This is a genomic window from Anseongella ginsenosidimutans (assembly GCF_008033235.1).
Taxonomy (GTDB): domain Bacteria; phylum Bacteroidota; class Bacteroidia; order Sphingobacteriales; family Sphingobacteriaceae; genus Anseongella; species Anseongella ginsenosidimutans.
The window spans coordinates 1,812,324-1,831,568 of sequence record NZ_CP042432.1 but is presented as its reverse complement, the minus strand read 5'-3'; the positions used below and the strand labels follow the sequence as shown (position 1 = coordinate 1,831,568).

General features: G+C 48.9%; 20 protein-coding genes, 1 pseudogene and 1 riboswitch. Of the genes and pseudogenes, 15 read left to right on the top strand and 6 right to left on the bottom strand.

The features are described from left to right. The first annotated feature begins 14 nt into the window (after positions 1-14). From modA to FRZ59_RS07715, 11 genes and pseudogenes are all read left to right on the top strand, one after another. A complete protein-coding gene (gene modA / locus FRZ59_RS07765) occupies positions 15-764 on the top strand; it encodes a molybdate ABC transporter substrate-binding protein (RefSeq protein WP_132129357.1) in 750 nt (249 codons plus the stop codon). Next, positions 757-1,437, top strand: coding sequence for a molybdate ABC transporter permease subunit (gene modB, locus FRZ59_RS07760; RefSeq protein WP_132129356.1), 681 nt, complete (start codon positions 757-759; stop codon positions 1,435-1,437). The genes modA and modB overlap by 8 nt, the downstream gene beginning before the upstream one ends. Then, positions 1,430-2,151, top strand: a pseudogene (locus FRZ59_RS19945) (ATP-binding cassette domain-containing protein). Before modB ends, FRZ59_RS19945 begins: the two are co-directional and overlap by 8 nt. A gap of 17 nt (positions 2,152-2,168) precedes the next feature. Next, positions 2,169-3,134, top strand: a complete 966-nt coding sequence (locus tag FRZ59_RS07750; protein ID WP_132129354.1) for a sterol desaturase family protein — start codon at positions 2,169-2,171, stop codon at positions 3,132-3,134. Positions 3,135-3,154: 20 nt separating this feature from the next. Further along, complete coding sequence (locus tag FRZ59_RS07745) at positions 3,155-4,294, top strand: putative sensor domain DACNV-containing protein (RefSeq protein ID WP_132129353.1); 1,140 nt, start codon at positions 3,155-3,157, stop codon at positions 4,292-4,294. Between the two features lie 110 nt (positions 4,295-4,404). Beyond that, entirely contained in the window at positions 4,405-5,835 is a 1,431-nt protein-coding gene (locus FRZ59_RS07740; RefSeq protein WP_132129352.1) for an AAA family ATPase, read from the top strand. A gap of 22 nt (positions 5,836-5,857) precedes the next feature. Then, positions 5,858-6,151, top strand: coding sequence for a hypothetical protein (locus FRZ59_RS07735; protein ID WP_132129351.1), 294 nt, complete (start codon positions 5,858-5,860; stop codon positions 6,149-6,151). Positions 6,152-6,179: 28 nt separating this feature from the next. After that, the gene (locus FRZ59_RS07730) at positions 6,180-7,001 is read left to right on the top strand and encodes a helix-turn-helix domain-containing protein (protein ID WP_132129350.1); all 822 of its coding nucleotides are present in this window, start codon (positions 6,180-6,182) and stop codon (positions 6,999-7,001) included. Between the two features lie 234 nt (positions 7,002-7,235). Then, positions 7,236-8,111: a GTPase Era gene (gene era / locus FRZ59_RS07725; RefSeq protein WP_132129349.1), complete on the top strand. Its 876-nt coding sequence runs from the start codon at positions 7,236-7,238 to the stop codon at positions 8,109-8,111. Next, positions 8,108-9,412 (top strand): ribosome biogenesis GTPase Der, encoded by a 1,305-nt coding sequence (gene der / locus FRZ59_RS07720; protein WP_132129348.1) that lies wholly within the window; start codon positions 8,108-8,110, stop codon positions 9,410-9,412. The genes era and der overlap by 4 nt, the downstream gene beginning before the upstream one ends. A 73-nt stretch (positions 9,413-9,485) precedes the next feature. Continuing rightward, on the top strand, positions 9,486-9,683 hold the full coding sequence (locus FRZ59_RS07715; RefSeq protein ID WP_132129347.1) for a hypothetical protein: 198 nt from the start codon (positions 9,486-9,488) through the stop codon (positions 9,681-9,683). Positions 9,684-9,781: 98 nt separating this feature from the next. Here FRZ59_RS07715 and FRZ59_RS07710 read toward each other — a convergent pair whose 3' ends face one another. Next, the gene (locus FRZ59_RS07710; RefSeq protein ID WP_132129346.1) at positions 9,782-11,413 is read right to left on the bottom strand and encodes a S41 family peptidase; all 1,632 of its coding nucleotides are present in this window, start codon (positions 11,411-11,413) and stop codon (positions 9,782-9,784) included. 68 nt (positions 11,414-11,481) lie between these two features. On the opposite strand from FRZ59_RS07710, the gene murQ reads away from it, so the two are divergent. Together murQ and FRZ59_RS07700 are read left to right on the top strand one after the other, a co-directional pair. After that, entirely contained in the window at positions 11,482-12,291 is an 810-nt protein-coding gene (murQ, locus tag FRZ59_RS07705; RefSeq protein ID WP_132129345.1) for an N-acetylmuramic acid 6-phosphate etherase, read from the top strand. A 36-nt stretch (positions 12,292-12,327) separates the two neighbouring features. Further along, positions 12,328-12,897: a hypothetical protein gene (locus tag FRZ59_RS07700; RefSeq protein WP_132129344.1), complete on the top strand. Its 570-nt coding sequence runs from the start codon at positions 12,328-12,330 to the stop codon at positions 12,895-12,897. Positions 12,898-14,040: 1,143 nt separating this feature from the next. On the opposite strand, the gene phoU is transcribed toward FRZ59_RS07700, so the two are convergent. Genes phoU through FRZ59_RS07675 form a run of 5 tightly spaced genes read right to left on the bottom strand, consistent with a single transcriptional unit; the run spans position 14,041 to position 18,269 of the window. After that, positions 14,041-14,709 carry a phosphate signaling complex protein PhoU gene (gene phoU / locus FRZ59_RS07695; RefSeq protein WP_132129343.1) on the bottom strand — a complete coding sequence of 223 codons (669 nt, stop codon included), beginning with the start codon at positions 14,707-14,709 and terminating at the stop codon, positions 14,041-14,043. 14 nt (positions 14,710-14,723) lie between these two features. Continuing rightward, the gene (gene pstB / locus FRZ59_RS07690; protein WP_225975241.1) at positions 14,724-15,476 is read right to left on the bottom strand and encodes a phosphate ABC transporter ATP-binding protein PstB; all 753 of its coding nucleotides are present in this window, start codon (positions 15,474-15,476) and stop codon (positions 14,724-14,726) included. A 7-nt stretch (positions 15,477-15,483) separates the two neighbouring features. Further along, positions 15,484-16,341 (bottom strand): phosphate ABC transporter permease PstA, encoded by an 858-nt coding sequence (gene pstA, locus FRZ59_RS07685; RefSeq protein WP_132129341.1) that lies wholly within the window; start codon positions 16,339-16,341, stop codon positions 15,484-15,486. After that, the gene (pstC, locus tag FRZ59_RS07680) at positions 16,334-17,209 is read right to left on the bottom strand and encodes a phosphate ABC transporter permease subunit PstC (RefSeq protein WP_132129340.1); all 876 of its coding nucleotides are present in this window, start codon (positions 17,207-17,209) and stop codon (positions 16,334-16,336) included. Before pstC ends, pstA begins: the two co-directional genes overlap by 8 nt. A gap of 1 nt (position 17,210) precedes the next feature. Then, positions 17,211-18,269: a PstS family phosphate ABC transporter substrate-binding protein gene (locus tag FRZ59_RS07675; RefSeq protein ID WP_132129339.1), complete on the bottom strand. Its 1,059-nt coding sequence runs from the start codon at positions 18,267-18,269 to the stop codon at positions 17,211-17,213. Between the two features lie 225 nt (positions 18,270-18,494). Between FRZ59_RS07675 and FRZ59_RS07670 the strand changes: the two genes are divergently transcribed. Together FRZ59_RS07670 and FRZ59_RS07665 are read left to right on the top strand one after the other, a co-directional pair. Beyond that, the gene (locus FRZ59_RS07670) at positions 18,495-18,674 is read left to right on the top strand and encodes a hypothetical protein (RefSeq protein ID WP_132129338.1); all 180 of its coding nucleotides are present in this window, start codon (positions 18,495-18,497) and stop codon (positions 18,672-18,674) included. An 83-nt stretch (positions 18,675-18,757) separates the two neighbouring features. Beyond that, positions 18,758-19,033: a hypothetical protein gene (locus FRZ59_RS07665; protein WP_132129337.1), complete on the top strand. Its 276-nt coding sequence runs from the start codon at positions 18,758-18,760 to the stop codon at positions 19,031-19,033. A gap of 63 nt (positions 19,034-19,096) precedes the next feature. Then, a riboswitch (SAM riboswitch) is annotated at positions 19,097-19,197 on the top strand. Positions 19,198-19,245: the final 48 nt, after the last annotated feature.

Here is a 19,245-nt window from a genome sequence, read left to right as displayed (position 1 = left end):
ATTATCTTTACCGGATGAAGAAGGCACGCACAATTTTCCTTGTTCTCAGCTGTTTACTGCCAGCAGGCTGCCGTCCGGAAAATTCTGAGAACCTGGTTATTGCTGCTGCTGCCAATACCCGCTTCGCTATGGAGGAACTGGTGGCCGCCTTTAGCAGGGAAACGGGCATCATGTGCGAAACAATTTTTGCTTCTTCAGGGAAATTAACTGTCCAGATCCGCCAGGGCGCCCCTTTCGACGTGTTTATCGCTGCGGATATGAACTACCCGGAAAAGTTGTTCCGGGAGGGCTTCAGCAAAAAGCCTCCCCGCTTGTACGCTTACGGAAAGCTGGTCTTGTGGAGCAGTGATACATCTCGTCTCCTGGCAGGAAAAAACGTAAATCATATCGCCCTGGCAAACCCGCGCACGGCCCCCTACGGGCAAGCCGCTGTCGAAGCGTTAAAAAGTTTTGCCCTGTATAAAGCCGTTGAATCCAAGCTGGTCTATGGTGAAAGCATTTCCGAAGTAAATCACTTTATTATTTCAGGGACTGCTGAAATGGGGTTCACTTCCCTTTCTTCGGTGATGGCCGGGGAAATGAAAGGCAAAGGACAGTGGATCCTGATTGATACCGCGAGCTATTCCAGGCTAACGCAGGGAGCTGTTCTTCTAAAAAGAAGCAAAAGAAGACCGCAGGCGCAAAGGTTTTATGACTTTTTGCTTAGCCATAAAGGGAAACAGATCTTACGTGAATTCGGCTATAAGGTAAACCAAAATGATTAACTGGGAACCACTGGTACTTAGTTTTAAGCTGGCATTCATCACCACGCTGCTGCTGCTGGCGCTATCGGTTCCGCTGGCATACTGGCTGGCCTGTACCCGCACCCGGATAAAGCCGCTGATTGAGGCGCTGATAAGTTTGCCGCTGGTGCTTCCGCCAACCGTATTGGGTTTCTATTTACTGATCGCCTTCAGTCCTGCCGGCGCTTTCGGAAGCTGGCTGGATCAATGGATAGGCCTGCGTCTTGTATTTTCTTTTGAAGGCCTGGTGCTGGCTTCTGTCATTTACAGCCTGCCGTTCATGGTACAGCCCATTCAGTCAGGCTTATCCGGCATTTCGCCCTCCCTGGCTGAAGCCGCGCATGTGCTGGGAAAATCAAAAACAACGACGCTTTTTAAAGTGCTTCTTCCAAATATAAAACCCGCCCTGCTAACCGGCATCGTGCTGACCTTTGCCCATACGCTGGGTGAATTCGGAGTAGTGCTTATGATCGGGGGAAATATTCCAGGCAGGACGCGGGTTGCTTCCATTGCCATTTATAACGAAGTGGAAGCGCTCAGTTACGGAACAGCGAATAAATACTCCCTGGTCCTGCTTGCCGTTTCCTTTTTTATCCTGCTGATCGTGTATCTGGTCAGGGGCGGATATTTATTTAAGAGCGGATGGAATGATTGAACTGGATGTGTCAAAAAAACTACGGTCTCCTTACGGGGAAATGCTGCTCCGGGTGCAGGCCGAAATTGAAAGCGAACGCCTTGTGGTCCTTTACGGTAAGTCCGGAGCCGGCAAAACCTCCTTGTTAAGGATGCTGGCCGGCTTGCTCAGGCCTGATTCCGGACGGATAATCGTTAACGGTTTTCCCTGGCTGAACACCTCGAAAAAGATCAACCTGCCGGCCCGGAAAAGGAAAACCGGCTTCGTATTCCAGGAACCCTCCCTTTTTCCCAATATGACCGTAAAGGAAAACCTGGCATTTGCCCTTAACAGGGGGCAGGATAAAAAAATTATAGACGAACTGATCGGGATTACTGAACTGGGCCAGCTGGAGAACTGCCGCCCCCAAAAACTCTCCGGGGGCAGAAACAACGAGTAGCGCTGGCCCGGGCGCTGGTGTGCAAACCGGACCTCTTACTTCTGGACGAACCTTTTTCCGCGCTGGACAGCGAAACCAGGGAAAAACTTCAGGCATATATATTGCAGGTACATCAGCAGTATCACCTCAGTACCATCATTGTTAGCCATGATACGGCGGAAATTTTAAAGATCGCCGATGAGGTAATTGTACTGGATAACGGCAAGGTTACAAGGCAGGATCCGCCTTCGGCGGTCTTCACTCCCCGAAATTTAAATGGGAATCCTTGTCCCTGCCCTTTTGTTTTATCGTTGTAATCCCTACCTTGTCAACTATGTTTGATAATTATATATCCCTGGAAGAGATTGGTGCAGCAGATTGGCCAAATGTGATTTTGTGGGCGGCGCCCGTGATGTTTATCCTGGTTTTTGCAGAATGGGGATTAAGCATTTATCAAAATAAAGACGTCTATGACAAAAAGGATTTCCTGGCCGCTGCAACTATCGGCCTGGTAAATGTCGGCATCAGCGCCCTGTTAAAAGTTATTGTCTTTGGCGCCGTCCTCTTCTTCTGGAACCTGGTACCGTGGAAAATACCGGCCACGTGGTGGTCATTTATCCCCTGTTTTATCTTGCTTGACCTTGCCAGGTACTGGGCGCACCGGGTCGCCCATGAACAACGCTTCTGGTGGGCGACACATGTAACGCATCATAATTCACAGAAGTATAATTTTTCCGTATCCTTTCGCCTTAGCTGGACTCAGCATATAAAATTTATCTTTTTCGTGCCGGTAGTAATGGTGGGCTTTGATCCTTTTGTCTTCTTTATCTGCCACCAGGTAGCGGTGCTTTACCAGTTCTGGATCCATACCGAATATATTAAAAAGCTTCCGGCGCCCATCGAATACATATTCACGACACCTTCCCACCACCGGGTACACCATGCCAGCGACAAAAAATACCTGGACAAAAATTACGGTTCCACGTTCATTATCTGGGACCGCATTTTCGGGACGTTCATGGAAGAAGATGAAAGGCCGCATTACGGGATCACCAAGCCGGTTAAATCCTATAATCCCATTTACCTGGTATTCCATGAATGGGCAGATATCGTCCGGGACATGAAAAAAGCGCGAAATTTTAAGGAAGGATTCAGGATCCTGTTCAGCCCTCCCCGTGAAGAAATAGCGCCGAACGAGCCGGTAACGGATGCGATGGCAACCGCCGATTCAGCAGTTGCTGAAGAAGCAGCCATCAGAAACACGCCTGCCGTCAAAAAAGAGGTGCAACAAGAAGGATAAATACCCTGCGAGCTGCCTGAATGATCTCTGAACCTACATACCTTGCCGCCCGGATGGTTTCCTCCACGCTGGAAGCACATTTCACAGAACATTGGGATGCGGGCTGCTTCGGCAAAAAGGAGGAAAAGCAACTTCCGCCCGCCGCCTATATCGAAGCGATTATCGATGCTGCTTTTTGGGCAAGCCTGCAGCGCGAAGAAGGATATTCCCCCAAGATCTCACTTGCCTTTCTTAAACCTGCGCAGGCAGGGAAGCCGCTTATTTTTGGCCAGAAAGTAAGATTAACCCCTTATAATCTTGTAAAACTCTCCCCCGCCGTCACACAGCCGGGTATTCACCTTGGCGTCTGGCATGAAGATAATGATCTGTATATATGGGGCAGCACCCATTTCATCCCGGAATTTTGCTTTGTCCTGGAGGTGGTTGAACCGGGATTGCTGGTGGTGAAACACAAACAAATCGGCGGATTTGGAAAATTTGTGAACGTAGCTATTTTGAAAGGCGACCAGATCAAGATAGTAGATAAAAACAGCATTGCTTCGGATACGTCCCCTTCCTTACTCACGTCGCTGCTGGGACACCCTATGTCGCTGCGAACAGGTGAAGCGGTAAATGTCCTGGTAGAGCTGGCGGCGTCCATCCGCTCGCATGGCAAAGGCGCGCTGGTACTAGTAGTCCCTCCCGGAACTCAAAAATGGCGCGAATCGGTCATCCATCCTATTAGCTATCCCGTAATCCCTGCTTATGAAGCCCTGGCCGACCTTCTGCAAATGGACGAACATCAGCGGGGCACGCCGGAATGGCAGGAATCCTTTTTACGTGCCGTGGATATCGTCGGCGGCTTCACCGCGGTTGATGGCGCCACCATTTTAACACAGCAGCACAGCCTCCTGGCTTTTGGGGCTAAAGTTGCCAGAGCAGCCATGAGCGACCCGGCAGAACAGGTAATGATGACCGAACCAGTCTCCGGCTCGGAAGCCCGGATCGTTCACCCTGCGAAAATAGGCGGCACCCGCCACCTTGCAGCTGCCCAATTTGTCCATGACCAGCGTGACTCCATAGCGCTTGTTGCCTCCCAGGATGGCCGCTTTACCGTATTCGTCTGGTCGGAGAAGCTCAGCATGGTCCACGCCCACCGGATTGATGTATTGTTATTATAAACTTCGCTTAAGTTTTGGCCAGATATAAATTCATATAATTGGCCAAAACTCACTTTTTTTTGTAGTTTTGGCCAGATATAAATTAACATAATTGGCCAAAATAAACCGAAATGAAAAATGTGACTGGCCGGCAAGACGAAAAAGCGCTCCTTTTGGAGATCGAAACGTCCGGGGAGCCGGAACTCGTTGCCGTTTATGGAAGAAGGCGGGTGGGAAAGACTTTTTTAATACTGAGCGTTTTTAATGAAAAGTTAGCTTTTGAATTTACAGGCACACATCACGCGACATTAAATGAGCAACTGGAAAACTTTAGCCTGGCATTGACGAGGGCATCAAAAAGCCTGCCGCTGGCTACGCCCCCTAACTGGATAAACGCATTTTCCTTATTGATTGACTACCTGACTCCCCTTATTAAAAAACAACGAAAAGTAATTTTTTTTGATGAATTCCCCTGGATAAATACTCCCCGTTCCGGCTTTCTAAAGGCATTCGAAAATTTCTGGAACGGCTGGGCCTCCCGTCAACAAAATCTGGTAGTTGTCATATGCGGATCGGCCGCCTCCTGGATGATACAGAAAGTTATCAATAACCGGGGAGGTTTGCACAACCGCGTTACCAGACGGATCAGGCTAATGCCCTTCACGCTGGGAGAAACAGCCGACTTTCTGAAAGCAAGAAAAATCAATCTTGATCATTATCAAATCCTGCAACTTTATATGGCAATGGGTGGGATTCCCCACTATTTAAAAGAGGTAAAAATTGGTGAAAGCGCCACTCAGGCCATTGACAGGACCTGTTTTACCAAGGATGGCTTACTTCATGACGAATTCAAGAACCTTTATTATTCCTTATTTGACAATGCCAGCTCTCACATGGAAATCATCCGGGCCCTGGCAAGAAAAAATTCAGGCCTCAGCAGGAACGAGATCATAAAATTTAGCAAACTAACATCCGGAGGCGGCATGACCAGGTTGCTGGATGAGCTAACTGAATCGGGCTTTATTACCGCCTACATTCCGTTTAACAGGACCTCCAAGGACAGTATTTACAAACTGACCGATGAATATTCCCGGTTTTACCTGAAATTTATAGAAAACAGCCGCTCACGTGGCAAGGGGTCATGGATACGTTTTTCCAACGGAACATCCTGGAAGAGTTGGAGCGGGATCGCATTCGAAAACATCTGCATGAAACACGCTTCCAGACTGAAAAGGGCGCTGGGAATTGAAAATGTTTATGCAGAAATCTCCGTATGGCACTCAAGGCCCCGAAACGAAGAAAAGGGAGTTCAAATAGATCTGCTGATCGACCGGCAGGATCAATGTATCAATATTTGTGAACTCAAATTTTCAACAGCAGCATTTGAGATCACGAAAAGCTATGCCGCTGAACTCGAAAGCAAGGTTGCCGCCTTCCGGAATCAAACCCGCACACGCAAAACACTCTTCCTCACCATGGTGACAACCTTTGGAATAAAAAATCCGCAAAAGTACGCCGGCCTTATCCAGCATGATCTGAAAATGGATATATTGTTCGGGTAAAATTTCAAATGCGATCGGGAATATGGCCTGGACGACTATTTTCGAAACGATCATCCTTTTGGGCGCCACCCAGGGATTCATTGTAAGCATCCTGCTTTTCGTGCGGAAGGAACCCCGGCTGCCGAACCGCTTACTGGGTGTACTGCTTTTTCTGATGGCGCTGGCCAGCTTCTGCCTGTACGCATCGTTCAATAGCTGGTTTGGCTATCCGCTTCTTGAGTTCCTGTCTTATCTTATCCCGCTGATCATTATTATGCCGTTCGGGCCGCTGATCTTTTTTATGTCAAGGCATACCTGGATCCGGGCTTTGCACTGAGCCGCCGGCAACGGAGGCATTTTTACCCGTGATCATCGACATCGTCCCCCAACTGGCAGCAATTATTTTCTTGTTAGGCGTTCTTTGGGGCTTACTGAAAGATAATCCACGGCCATGGGGAAATTTTATCGACCAGTATAATGTCTATTCCGATATTCCCCGCTGGATATCGGTCACGGTTTATCTCTGGCTTTCTGAAAGGTTCCTTTCCGGATTAAAAACGAAGAACGATGGGCAGCAGTATACAGACGTTAAATGGCTGCGGCACTTCGTACGCATTTTCCTCGTTTTCCAGCTCATCTGGCTCCTCTACCTGATTCCCTACGTGATCCCCCGCTATACCGACTTCATGCTGGATACTTTTGACTGGTACCCTATCTACGTGCCCCTGGCGCTTTTGATTTACTGGCTGGGCATAAAAGGATACTCCATGTCTTACCGGCTTGCTTCCCGCCCGCCGGCAAAAGGAAGCCCTTCCCAGTCCCTGTCCGGAGAGATCGTCGCTCAGAGCATCAGGCAGCTTCAGAAAGCAATGGAGGAAGATAAACTGTTCCTTGATCGCTCCTTCAGCCTTCAGCGGCTTTCAGCGCACACCGGCATTCCGCAGAAAACCATTTCGGCCGTCCTGAACCAGCATATTGACAAAAGCTTTAACGAGTTTGTGAATAGCTACCGGGTCAGTACCGTAAAAACGAGCATGCTGAAGCCGGAAAGCCGGAAGCTAACCATTGCCGCCCTGGCCTTCGACGCGGGATTCAATTCCCTCGCTACCTTCCAGCGTGCATTCAAGGCGTCGGAGAACATGACGCCAAAGGAATTCCTTTCTCTTCACGAAAAGAAGCGTGCCTGAATACTGCGCAAATCCGGATTTGAGTAGGAAAGCCGCTCCAAAGCGGGGACTTTCGCAGGTAAGCAAAAGGATTCCGGTAATAGCCTTTCAAAATCACCTGCGTTCCAAACTGAACAACACTGTAATGGCGTCGGACTTTGCCGAAGCGTTCATTGATCGGTTTGTCAACCTGTAGGCCGATCTTCTCTCGGAAACACGTACATTTTCAATCGCCAAATTGCGTACCTTTGCCCCATGACGCATAAGGCAGGCTTCGTAAGTATCATTGGAAAACCTAACGCGGGTAAATCTACGCTCATGAATGCCATGGTCGGAGAGAAGATGTCGGTGATCACATCAAAGGCGCAAACCACGCGCCACCGCATCATCGGGATCGTGAATGAACCGGACATGCAAATGGTGTTTTCAGATACGCCGGGAATGATCGAGCCCAAATACGGCCTGCAGAAATCCATGATGAGCAGCGTTAACGAGTCGCTGACAGATGCGGACGTGGTATTATTAGTGACCGATGTCAACGAGCGTCATGATGAAAGCAGGATGGTAGAAAAATTAAAGCGCCTGGAAGCCCCCGTGGCCGTACTGATCAACAAAGCCGACACCTCGGATGAAGCCACCCTGAAGGAAAAGGTGCTTTACTGGGAGCAGACGCTGCAGCCTAAGGCCGTATTTGTCATCTCCGCCCGGGAAGGCTATAACGTGCAGGCGGTCTATGAATTCATCAAGGAAAACCTGCCGGAACACCCGCCTTTTTACGGAGAAGACGAACTCACCGACAGGAATGAACGTTTTTTCGTGTCAGAGATAATCAGGGGAAAGATCTTCGAGCATTGCCGGAAGGAAATCCCCTACAGCACAGAAGTGGTGATCAATTCCTTTAAAGAGGAACCCGGCATCAACCGCATCAGCGCGGAGATCATTACGGAAAGGGATACTCAAAAAGGGATCATTATCGGCAAGAACGGCGAGCTTTTGAAAAAAATCGCTACCGCCTCAAGGCTGGAAATGGAAGAGTTCCTGCAGAAAAAAGTTTTCCTGGAAGTACATGTAAAAGTAATCAAAGACTGGCGGAACCGGGAAAATTACCTCAAACAATTTGGATACGAATGAGCAATATAGTAGCAATCGTTGGAAGGCCCAACGTAGGAAAATCCACCCTGTTTAACCGGCTTACGGAAACCAGGCAGGCCATCGTTGACAATGTCAGCGGGGTAACCAGGGACAGGCACTACGGCTTCGCCGAATGGACGGGAAGGCCTTTTACGGTCATTGATACGGGCGGATTCGTCGCGCATTCCGAAGATGTATTTGAGAAGGCCATCCGGGAGCAGGTACACATTGCCATTGAAGAAGCTACGGTGCTGCTTTTCGTGGTAGACGTAACCACCGGCGTAACCGATATGGACGATCATATCGCCGCTCTCTTACGGCGCAGCAATAAACCGGTATTGGTGGTCGCCAATAAGGTGGACAATAATAAACAACTACCCGATATTCATGAGTTCCATTCGTTAGGGCTCGGAGAAATATTTGGCATCGCCGCCAACAGTGGCAGCGGCACAGGCGAATTACTCGACGCGGTTGTAAGCCACCTGAATCCGGATGCAGAGACGGATAAAGAAAAACTTCCGGGTTTTGCCATCGTAGGACGGCCGAACGTGGGCAAATCTTCTCTGATCAACGCCTTGCTGGGCAAGGACCGGAACATTGTAACCACTGTCGCGGGAACTACCCGTGACGCCATTGAAACAACGTACAACCAGTTCGGGTACGAATTCAGGCTTATCGATACCGCCGGGCTAAGGAAGAAAACAAAGGTGAAGGAAAACATCGAGTTCTATTCCGTGATGCGAACCATTAAGGCGGTAGAACAAGCCGATATCTGCATTTTAATGATCGATGCCGGCAGTGAGTTTGAATCACAGGACGTAAATATCTTCCACCTTGCAGAAAAGAAACGGAAAGGCGTGGTCATCGTGGTCAACAAGTGGGACCTCATAGAAAAAGACCAGGCAAGCACCCGGCATTACGAAAAGCAGATCCGGGAAAAGATAGCCCCGTTTACCGATGTCCCTATACTTTTCACGTCTGTTCCGGAGAAACAGCGTATTCTGAAAGTGATAGAGACCGCGTTCAAGGTATTTAAGAACCGGGAGAAACATATCCCCACCTCAAAACTTAATGATGTCATGCTGGAAGTCATCAACCAGACTCCGCCCCCTTCCCTGAAAGGAAAGTACATTAAGATCAAGTATATCACGCAGTTAAAAAGCGCGTCGCCGGCTTTTGCCTTCTTCTGTAACCTGCCCCAGTACATAAAGGATCCCTATAAACGCTTCCTTGAAAATAAACTCAGAGAAAATTTTGACTTCAGCGGAGTTCCGGTAAGTATTTACTTCCGCCAGAAATAAAATTTATAGTCGGAAAAGATGCAAATTAAAAAAATGCTTTATCTTTGCCCCAGTTTTAAACCCTAGTATCAAAATGAAAAAAGTATTTGCATTATTATTAAGCGCCGGAATGTTTGCAGCTGTAGCATGTAATCCCCAGGCAAGCCAGGAGTCAGAAGAAAAAGCTCTTCAGGATTCCCTCGAAATGGCTGCCCAGGCAGATTCTATTGCTGCCGCTGAACAGGCTGCTGCTGAAGAATCTGCAGATTCAGTTAGCGCTGACTCTCTGTAATTCCAACGCCTGAAGGCGTATTCCGGAAGAAAAAAGTCCTGGTACCACTACCAGGACTTTTTTTTGTCCTTTCTTATTATTCACTAATTACTTGTAGCTTATTCACTAATTACCTGCAGCGCCTGGTTAATGGCCTCGTCACGCGTCAGGGTAACCTTATAGAAACCCGCGTATCCCCAGAACCGCCTTGCAATCAAAGCCTTAACCTGGTTCTTCAGCAAGGCCTCCGAAGCGCTGACTTCCGGCTCCGGCGCCCTTACTTCTTCTTCCGCAGCCAGGCTCACCAGGCGGGCAAAACTCGAATCAGCCAGCGAGAAGGATGCCGCGAAATCGTCAAGGCTTTCATAAGCCGAAAGCGAGGCCATCTGCCGGTCTATATACCGGTACGTAAAATCATACACTACGTCATTGGCGTACAGTTCCCGGTAAAAAGCCGTAACCCCAACAGTATCAACTGGTACAAAAATATCCGGCAATATGCCGCCGCCGCCGTATAACACTTTGCCGGCTGCGGTAACCACTTTCAGCGAATCCGGAAAAGCGGCTTCCATGCTATCCAGGGAGTAAAGCTCTCCTCTTTCAAGACGCCGGCTCAGTTCCTGGAAATACACGTCCGTTCCCTGGCTGTAAGGTTTCTGGATGGAACGCCCGAGCGGCGTGTAGTAACGGGCAATGGTAAGGCGCAGCGCCGAACCGTCGGGAAAGGTAGTTTGCCGCTGCACCAGCCCCTTGCCGAAAGAACGGCGGCCTATCAGCGTTGCCCGGTCCAGGTCCTGCAGCGCCCCCGAAAGCACCTCGCTGGCCGAAGCCGTTCCTTCGTTAATAAGCACCACCAGCTTTCCTTCCTCAAAAAGCCCGTTGGAGGTAGCAAAATATTCTTCTTTCGGGTAATTATAGCCTTCGGTATAAACGATCAGCTGGCGCCTGGTAAGAAATTCATCCGCAAGGGCAATCGCCTGGGAAAGGTACCCGCCGCCGTTGTTCCTGAGGTCAAGCACCATATTTATCATCCCAAGGTCTTTCAACTCGCCTGCTGCCAGCACAAATTCGCTATGCGTACTGGCCGCGAAACGGTTCACCTTGATATAGCCTGTTTCTTCATTGAGCATAAAGCTCACTTCCACACTATTGATAGGGATCTTACCGCGTTTTACGTCAAACTCCAGGATATCCGGCGTCTTGTATCTTTTCACTTCAAGGCGAACCGAAGTACCTTCCGGCCCGCGGATAAGGTTCACGATGCTTCCGTTCGTCATTCCTTCACCCGAAACAGTTGTCCCATCCACAGTAATGATCTTGTCTCCCGGCCTGATCCCGGCCTGTTCCGCCGGTCCGTCCCGCTCCACGGTAACAGCCAGTACCGTGTCATTCATCATCCTGAATTCGACGCCGATCCCGTCAAACCGGCCCTTCAGCTTCGCGTTCATGCGCTTGAATTCAGAGGCAGGAATATAGCTGGAGTGAGGGTCCAGGTGCTTGAGGATCTCTTCCAGGGCATTCCGCTCCAGCCTGGCAAAATCAATGGAATCAACGTAACGTTCCTCGATAAGTTCCATGATCTCCTCGAGTTTATCTGACTTCCGGAAGTTGAAGGGAAAATCGAATGCACTCCGCAGCCCGCTATTGTCATTCATCTTGCTGCCAAAGTACATTCCAAGCACCATGATAAGCGCCCCAGCCATTGCCAGGCGCAAATTATACATAGTTCTTCTTCTTTGTCGCCCGTTCATACCGCTAATTATAAAAATTTTTATGAATTTTGGCAGCAATCAGGAAATTTATATCCATTACATACAGCATGAAAAGAATAACGGAATCTGACTCCTCCTACGACAATCTCGAAAACATGGAGACCGGTGAGATCCTGTCCAGTATCAATAAAGAAGACCAAACAGTACCCTTGGCAGTAGCAAAAGCCATACCGGCAATCGAAAAGCTGGTGGACGTGATCATTAACAAAATGAAAGCAGGGGGAAGGTTATTCTATATCGGGGCCGGGACAAGCGGGCGGCTGGGCATATTGGACGCATCGGAGTGCCCTCCCACATTCGGGGTGGATCATAATACCGTTATCGGCCTCATCGCCGGCGGGGATAAGGCTATTCGCAAAGCAGTGGAATTTGCTGAGGACAATAAAACCCAGGCGTGGAAAGATTTGTTAAGCTATAACATCGGTAAAAACGATGTGGTAGTAGGCATTGCCGCTTCCGGAACAACGCCATACGTGATCGGCGGCCTGGAAGAAGCCAACAGGAATGGCCTGGAGACCGGTTGCATCGTATGCAATGAAGGCAGCCCCGTAGCCCGTTCCGCGCGGCATCCTGTTGAAGTAGTGGTAGGCCCGGAATTTGTGACCGGTTCTACAAGAATGAAAGCGGGAACCGCCCAGAAACTGGTGTTGAATATGATCAGCACCTCGGTCATGATAAAACTTGGCCGCGTGAAAGGGAATAAAATGGTCGACATGCAGCTGAGCAACACGAAGCTTGTAGACCGGGGCATAAGAATGATCATGAACGCGCTGAAAACCGACCAGGAAACCGCTGAAAAATTATTGAAAGAATTCGGCAGCGTTAGAAAAGCAATCGACGGAAACCAGAAAGTCTGAAACCCGGAATTCTGGCAACCGGCAATCAAAAATGTTATGCACGAGCTGGAACCATTCTATAAATGGCGGGATGATTATATCGCCTCCGAAGACAGTAAATCACCCTTTTACAAACAGCAATACAGCGAATTCCTGTTTGATAAGCAGATCTACAACTACTATATCCATCCCCAGTGGGACTACTTCGGCTCCCAGACACTTTACCTGAAAATCCTCTTTGCCGATTACGATAACAATTACTGCATTATCGAACTAATCGGCGAATGGAATGACTGCATCAATAACGACATCATGTTCCTGAAGCGGTACGTAGCGGAATGGCTGATGCAGCATGGCATCAATAAGTTCATACTCATCGGCGAGAACATCCTGAACTTCCATGTTTCCGACGATTGCTACTACGAAGAATGGTTCCAGGAAATCGAAGACGGCTGGATAGCTTTCATAAACTTCCGCGAACACGTAATCGAAGAATTCCGCTCCCAGAATATCGACTACTACGTCAACTTCGGCGGCGAACTCGACACCCTGAACTGGCGCACTCTCCAGCCTCAGCAAGTCTTCCAAAAGGTAGAATACGTTTTAAGCCGCCGGCTTTCGGCCTAGGGCTTCGCAATCGTTTTAGTTTGAAGTTTAAAGTTTATGGTTTAAGGTTTAGAGTTTAAAGTTTAGAGTTTTAATGGTGGGTGGTGGTATTGGCCTCCTGCACGGCGCGGATTTTGGTTGTCCGGTCTCGCTCAGGCTGATTTTTAGGATCCCGGCCGCTACGCGCCCGCCCTAAAAATCAAAAGTCGCTCGCTGCGGACAACGCAAAATTCCGCTGGCCAGCCCACGACATCCGTCCCCTCCCCCATTTCAAATTGAAGATTTAAATCCCCAGTTCCACGTCGCAAAGCCCCCTCAAGCCAAGACATTCAACTCAAACCAATTAATTCAACCCAATCAAGCCAAGACATTCAACTCAACAACCGCCAGGCAAAGCAAAGGCAATCCAACCCAACTCATCAACCACAAGGCAAGACAATTCAGCCCAACTCAACAACCGCCAAGCAAAGCAAAGGCAATCCAACCCAACTCAACCACAAGGCAAGACATTCAGCCCAACTCATCAACCACAAGGCAAAACAATTCAATCTCACTCAAGTTATCAGACTCCGAGCGAAGGCAAGTCGCTCCGCCAACGACAGGGCGAAGCAAACGCAATCTCACCCAACTCCTCAACTGCCGAGCGAAGCGAAGGCAAACCAAGCACCCGCCAACCGCCTGGCGAAGCAAAGGCCATCCAACCCCAATCAGTGCCACTACGTCTGTGTGTGTCTGTCAGCCTAGTTATGATGAACCGGAGATGAATGAAAGATTCAATTCATCAACTGCCGAGCGAAGCGAAGGCATTCAACCAACTCAACAACCGCGAAGCAAAGGCAATCTCACTCAACTGATCAACTGCCGAGCGAAGCGAAGGCAATTCAACTCCTCAACTGCCGAGCGAAGCGAAGGCAAACACTCCTCAACTGCCGAGCGAAGCGAAGGCAATTCAACTCCTCAACTGCCGAGCAAAGCGAAGGCAAACCAATATTGAAAATGGTGAGCGCGGGCTACAGGCTTTCGAATAGAAGCAGATTTTGTGCGGGCCTGAAGGAGCGACTTTGATTTTTGGGCGGGTGCGAAGCAACCGGGGCCCCAAAAATCAGCGGAGCGACGCAGGCCCGCCAAAATCTGCGTCCTTCGAAGCCCGAAAGCCCAAGCGAGCTAGTCTTCATCTTTCTTCCCATGCTTCAATATCTTCGCCTCCAGGTAAAAGATCACTTCTTCGGCAATATTGGTAATATGATCCCCTACCCGTTCCAGTTTTCTGATAATGGACAAGAGATAAAGGGCCTGGATAATATTGTCCGGGTTATGTTTTACGTAATCGGCGATGATACCGGTGGCCTGTGCGTTGATCTCGTCCAGGATCATATCCTGGTTAAAGATGGCACGTCCAAGGTTCCCGTTATTGTTCAGGTAAGCTTCGGCCGCGTTAGCGATCATTAGCTTTACCGTGTCGGTCATTTCCAGCAGGCGTGTTTTTTCTATAAGGGCATTGTCCAGGTCTTTTTCAACGTCCATGGCGTATTTGGCAATACCTTCGGCATTGTCGCCTATCCGTTCCATGTTCGAGTTGATCTTGAGCGTCGCAAACACGAAACGCATATCATGCGCCATGGGGTTCTGGAGGGTAATTATATTCTCACAGTCTTTGTCGATTCTCAGTTCGTAGGCATTTACGCGCTTTTCATTGAAAATCACCTCGCGGGCCATCGCCTTGTCGTTGTTGATAAGCGCGGTGATGCCTTTGTGTATCTGGCTGATCACCAGGTTGGACATGTCAACCATATTGGATTTCAGCCGCTGAAGATCTTCTTCAAGATGTTTCATAACAATCTGTATTATCAGCCGAAGCGGCCGGTTACATAGTTTTGGGTTTTTTCATGGCTGGGGTTGGTGAATATCTTGCTGGTATCGTCATATTCAATCAGTTCCCCGATATAAAAAAACGCCGTTTTATCACTGATGCGGGCGGCCTGCTGCATATTATGAGTAACAATCACGATCGTGTATTTGCTTTTCAGCGCATGCACCAATTCTTCGATCTTTGAGGTTGAAATAGGATCGAGGGCAGAAGCAGGCTCATCCATCAATACTACCGAAGGCTCCACGGCAAGCGCCCGGGCAATGCACAGCCGCTGCTGTTGCCCCCCGGACAGCGCCAGGGCCGACTTGTTTAGATTATCCTTCACCTCGTCCCATAATGCCGCCTGCCGGAGCGAACGCTCTACCGTTTCAACAATGAATTTCTTGTGTTTCACCCCGTTTATGCGCAGGCCGTAGGCCACATTCTCAAAGATGCTTTTAGGAAAAGGGTTTGGTTTCTGGAAGACCATTCCGATCTTTTTGCGATGGTCATCCAGGTTGATCCGGGAATGATAAATGTCGCGGCCGTCGATCAAAACCTCCCCTTCGATGCGCACATTGTCAATGAGGTCATTCATGCGGTTAAAGCAACGCAGAAGCGTGGATTTGCCGCAGCCCGAAGGCCCGATAAAGGCCGTCACGGTATTGGGCTTGATCCCCATGCTTATATTCTTAAGCGCCTGCTTGCTTCCGTAATACAGGTCCAGATTTTTGGCTTCCAGCTTAAACATTTGAATACTACGATTTGATTTTCCTGTACCACCGGTTGCGGAGATACACAGCAATGCCGTTAAGGAAAAAGGTAAAGATAAGCAATACAATGATAGCCGCAGCCGCATTGGTCACAAAACCCTGTTGGGGTCGGGTAGTCCAGTTAAATATCTGGATAGGCAATACCGTAAATTCGTCCATGGGTCCGCGGGGAACGAACGGAACATACACCAGGGCGCCGATTACGATCAGCGGCGCTGTTTCACCAATTGCCCGTGATACGGAAAGGATCAGCCCGGTGATAATTCCCCCGAAGGAAGAGGGCAGCACCACCCTCCGGATCGTTTGCCATTTGGTAGCTCCAAGTGCCAGCGAGGCTTCCCGCAGGGACTTCGGAACCGCCTTGACGGCCTCCCGCGTGGATACGATAATGATTGGCAGGATCAGCAGCGCAAGCGTCAGGGCGCCCGTGAGCAGGCTGTTTCCAAGCTGAAGCATGCGGTTAAAGACCTGCAGTCCGAGTATGCCGTAGATCACTGAGGGCACACCGGCGAGGTTGGCTATATTCACTTCAATAAAACGCGACAGCCGGTTTTTTGTTCCGTATTCCTCCAGGTAAACCCCAGCGCCGATGCCAATCGGGAAAGAGATCAGAATGGTCAGTATGAGCATCCATATCATCCCGTGCAAGGCAGTATAAATACCAGACCTCTCGGCAAAACGCGAGGGAAGGTTGGTAAGGAAATCCCAGCTTAACCGGCCCAGCCCCTTTGAGAACACATCGAACAGCAGCACCAGTAAAACCAGGATGCCCACCGCCGTGCAAATGATGGCAAAGAACTTGAAAAGCTGGTCCTTTATTCGGTTAATCTGCGAGCTATTCATATTTCTGCTGGTATTTTTTCCTGATCCAGACGCTGACATTATTAAGAGCGAACGTAAAAACGAAGAGGGTAATACCCGCTGCAAAAATCGTCCGGTATTCAAGAGAATCCCGCGGCACGTCGCCCATGCTCACCTGCACAATATAGGTGGTAATGGTTTCCACCGACTGCAGGGGGTTTAACGTCAGCTTAGGCTCCTGGCCCGCCGCAATAGCCACGATCATCGTTTCTCCTATTGCCCTGGATATCGCCAGGATAATAGAAACGATAATTCCCGAGGAAGCAGCTGGGATCATCACCCTGAAAGCAGTCTGGAACCTGGTAGACCCCATTCCGTAGGCTGCTTCCCGCAGGGACTGGGGAACCGCCCTCAGGGCATCTTCACTAAGGGAAGAGACATAAGGCAGGATCATGACCCCCATGACCAGGCCCGCTGATAAAGCATTAAAACCTGACATGGTCGGAAACAATTGCTGCAGCAAGGGAGTCACAAAGAGCAGGGCAAAAAAGCCATAGACCACCGTAGGTACGGAAGCCAGTATTTCCAGTATTGGTTTAACCACCTCCGTAAAACGACGGCTGGCGTACTCATTCAGGTATACCGCAATCGTAAGGCCCAGCGGCAGGGCAACGAGAATAGCAATGAAAGTGGTCAACAGGGTTCCGGAAACCAGGGGCATAATACCGAACTGCTTGTCCGCAAACAGCGGCGTCCACTCCTTATCCGTCAGAAATTCAATAATGGAGATCTCACTGAAGAACTTAACAGATTCCGAAAGCAGGACGAAAAGTATTCCAAAGGTAGTCAATACAGTAACCGCACTGCATAAAAACAGAAGCCATTCAATGATCTTTTCGCGGATCCGCATCTTACTGCACTGAAATGCTGTCCTTTTCCCCGGAAACCGTATCCGCGGAAACCTGTTGCTTCAGCAAGTCAATCATGCTCACTCCAACAATGGAAGTACCTTGCCCGAAAATGGTACCCGTTACACCGCGCTCAAATTTTTGAGCGGCCAGTTCGTAGGCCTCCGTCTCCAGGGGGACATAATCAACTTCTTCCACCAGTTGCGGCGCATTCTCCAGGTAAAAATTCACAAAAGCTTTCATTTCTTCCCGCTGTGCCGATTCAGCGTTAATATAAATAAACTCCGGACGTGCCAGCGGCTGATAGGTACCATTGCTCACCGTTTCCAGCGAAGGCGCAATGGGCCCGGCTCCGTTTTCATCATTTCCATCCTCAATTGGCACCAGCTTGAGCTTTCCGGCATTTTCCTGATAATAAGCCAGTCCAAAATAGCCAAGCCCGTTTTTATCATTCGCTACTCCCTGCACAAGCACGTTATCATCTTCGCTGGCCGTGTAATCACCTCTTGAAGACTTCGCTTTCCCGACGATCGCTTCCGTAAAATAATCATACGTCCCTGAAGCTACTCCCGCCCCGTACAGGTTGATAGGTTCGTCCGGCCAGCCTTCGCGTACCTGGCTCCACCTGTTGATATTACCCTGCGCAGCAGGTTCCCATATTTTTTTGAGTTCTTCCACAGTCAGGTAATCCACAAAGTCATTTGCCGGATTAACTACCACCGCAAGACCATCATAAGCTACCGGCAATTCGATAAATTCCACCCCGTTTTCCTCGCAAAGCGCCACTTCGCTGGCAGTGATGGGCCTGGAAGCATTGCTAATATCTGTCTCCCCCCGACCAAATTTCTTGAAACCACCGCCTGTCCCGGAAACACCTACCGTCACCCGCACATCAGGGCCTACTGCCCGGAATTCTTCCGCAACCGCCTCAGTAATGGGATACACAGTACTGGAACCGTCAACAGTAATCTCTCCTGTCAGGCCTTTAGATGACCGGTTTCCCCCGCAAGCCGACACGGCCAGGGCAAAAGATACATAGAAAAGCAACTGAATCTTCTTCATAACTGGTTTGTATTTGCGAGCAAAGGTATTCACACGCAGTTAGTAATTTGTTAATCCAATGTTAAGTTAATGTTAATTACCAATTAATCTAAATCTTCCGGATAATTTTAGTCCGGATTTTCAATTTATCAACACACCGTTCGGGCCTGTTAACCCTGATCCGGGCTCAAAATATCAAAGGATTTTTCGTAATTTGCATGAGGTGAACATCTGAAAAGAGATAGCATGGAAGATAAAAAAAAGGTTGACAGCAACTTGCCCGGATCTGACCATTCCCGCTTCGACCAGGAAACAAAACGGCTTCGCAGAGATATCTTTCGTTCTGACGAGGAAAAATTTAACCTTTTTATCCGCATGCTGCGCACAAATGCCTTGTTCAAAAAAGCGATTGTTACCCATAAATAAAGTTTAATGGACATTCTAAATGAAGAACTTCTTAAATTCTGGAAAAAGCATCTAGAGAACTGGAATACGGTGATTTCGAAGTCATGGAAACCATACAGTTTATTCCCGGCTGGACTAGTTTTTATATCGACGGCGGAATTGAATTAGATATAGTTACAGAAATGAAAGGTCTGGAAAATCTGTCATTTGTCGAATGTCTGGGCCTAGCATCCATCGCTAATCTGGAAGGCATTAACATTCCTTTTTTACATATTAACCATCTTATAGAAAACAAGAAAAAGACCAACCGGCCGAAAGACCAGATAGATGTTATGGAGCTGGAGAAAATACGCGAAATACGCGAAAAGTCTGAGGGATAGTCAAAAGCCGCCTTAAAGCGAAATCCCGTTAGGTTATCTCAATTAAAACCCCTACATTTGTCCTGCTTATAACGAAAGACGGAGGGAGTAGACCCTGCGAAGTCTTAGCAACCTGTGCCAACAAGGTGCTAAATTCTATCCGCGAAAGGCGGAGCAGATAAGCGGATTCGGACAGTCACCGGATTTTCAAATAAGCAAAAGATAAGTTGGAG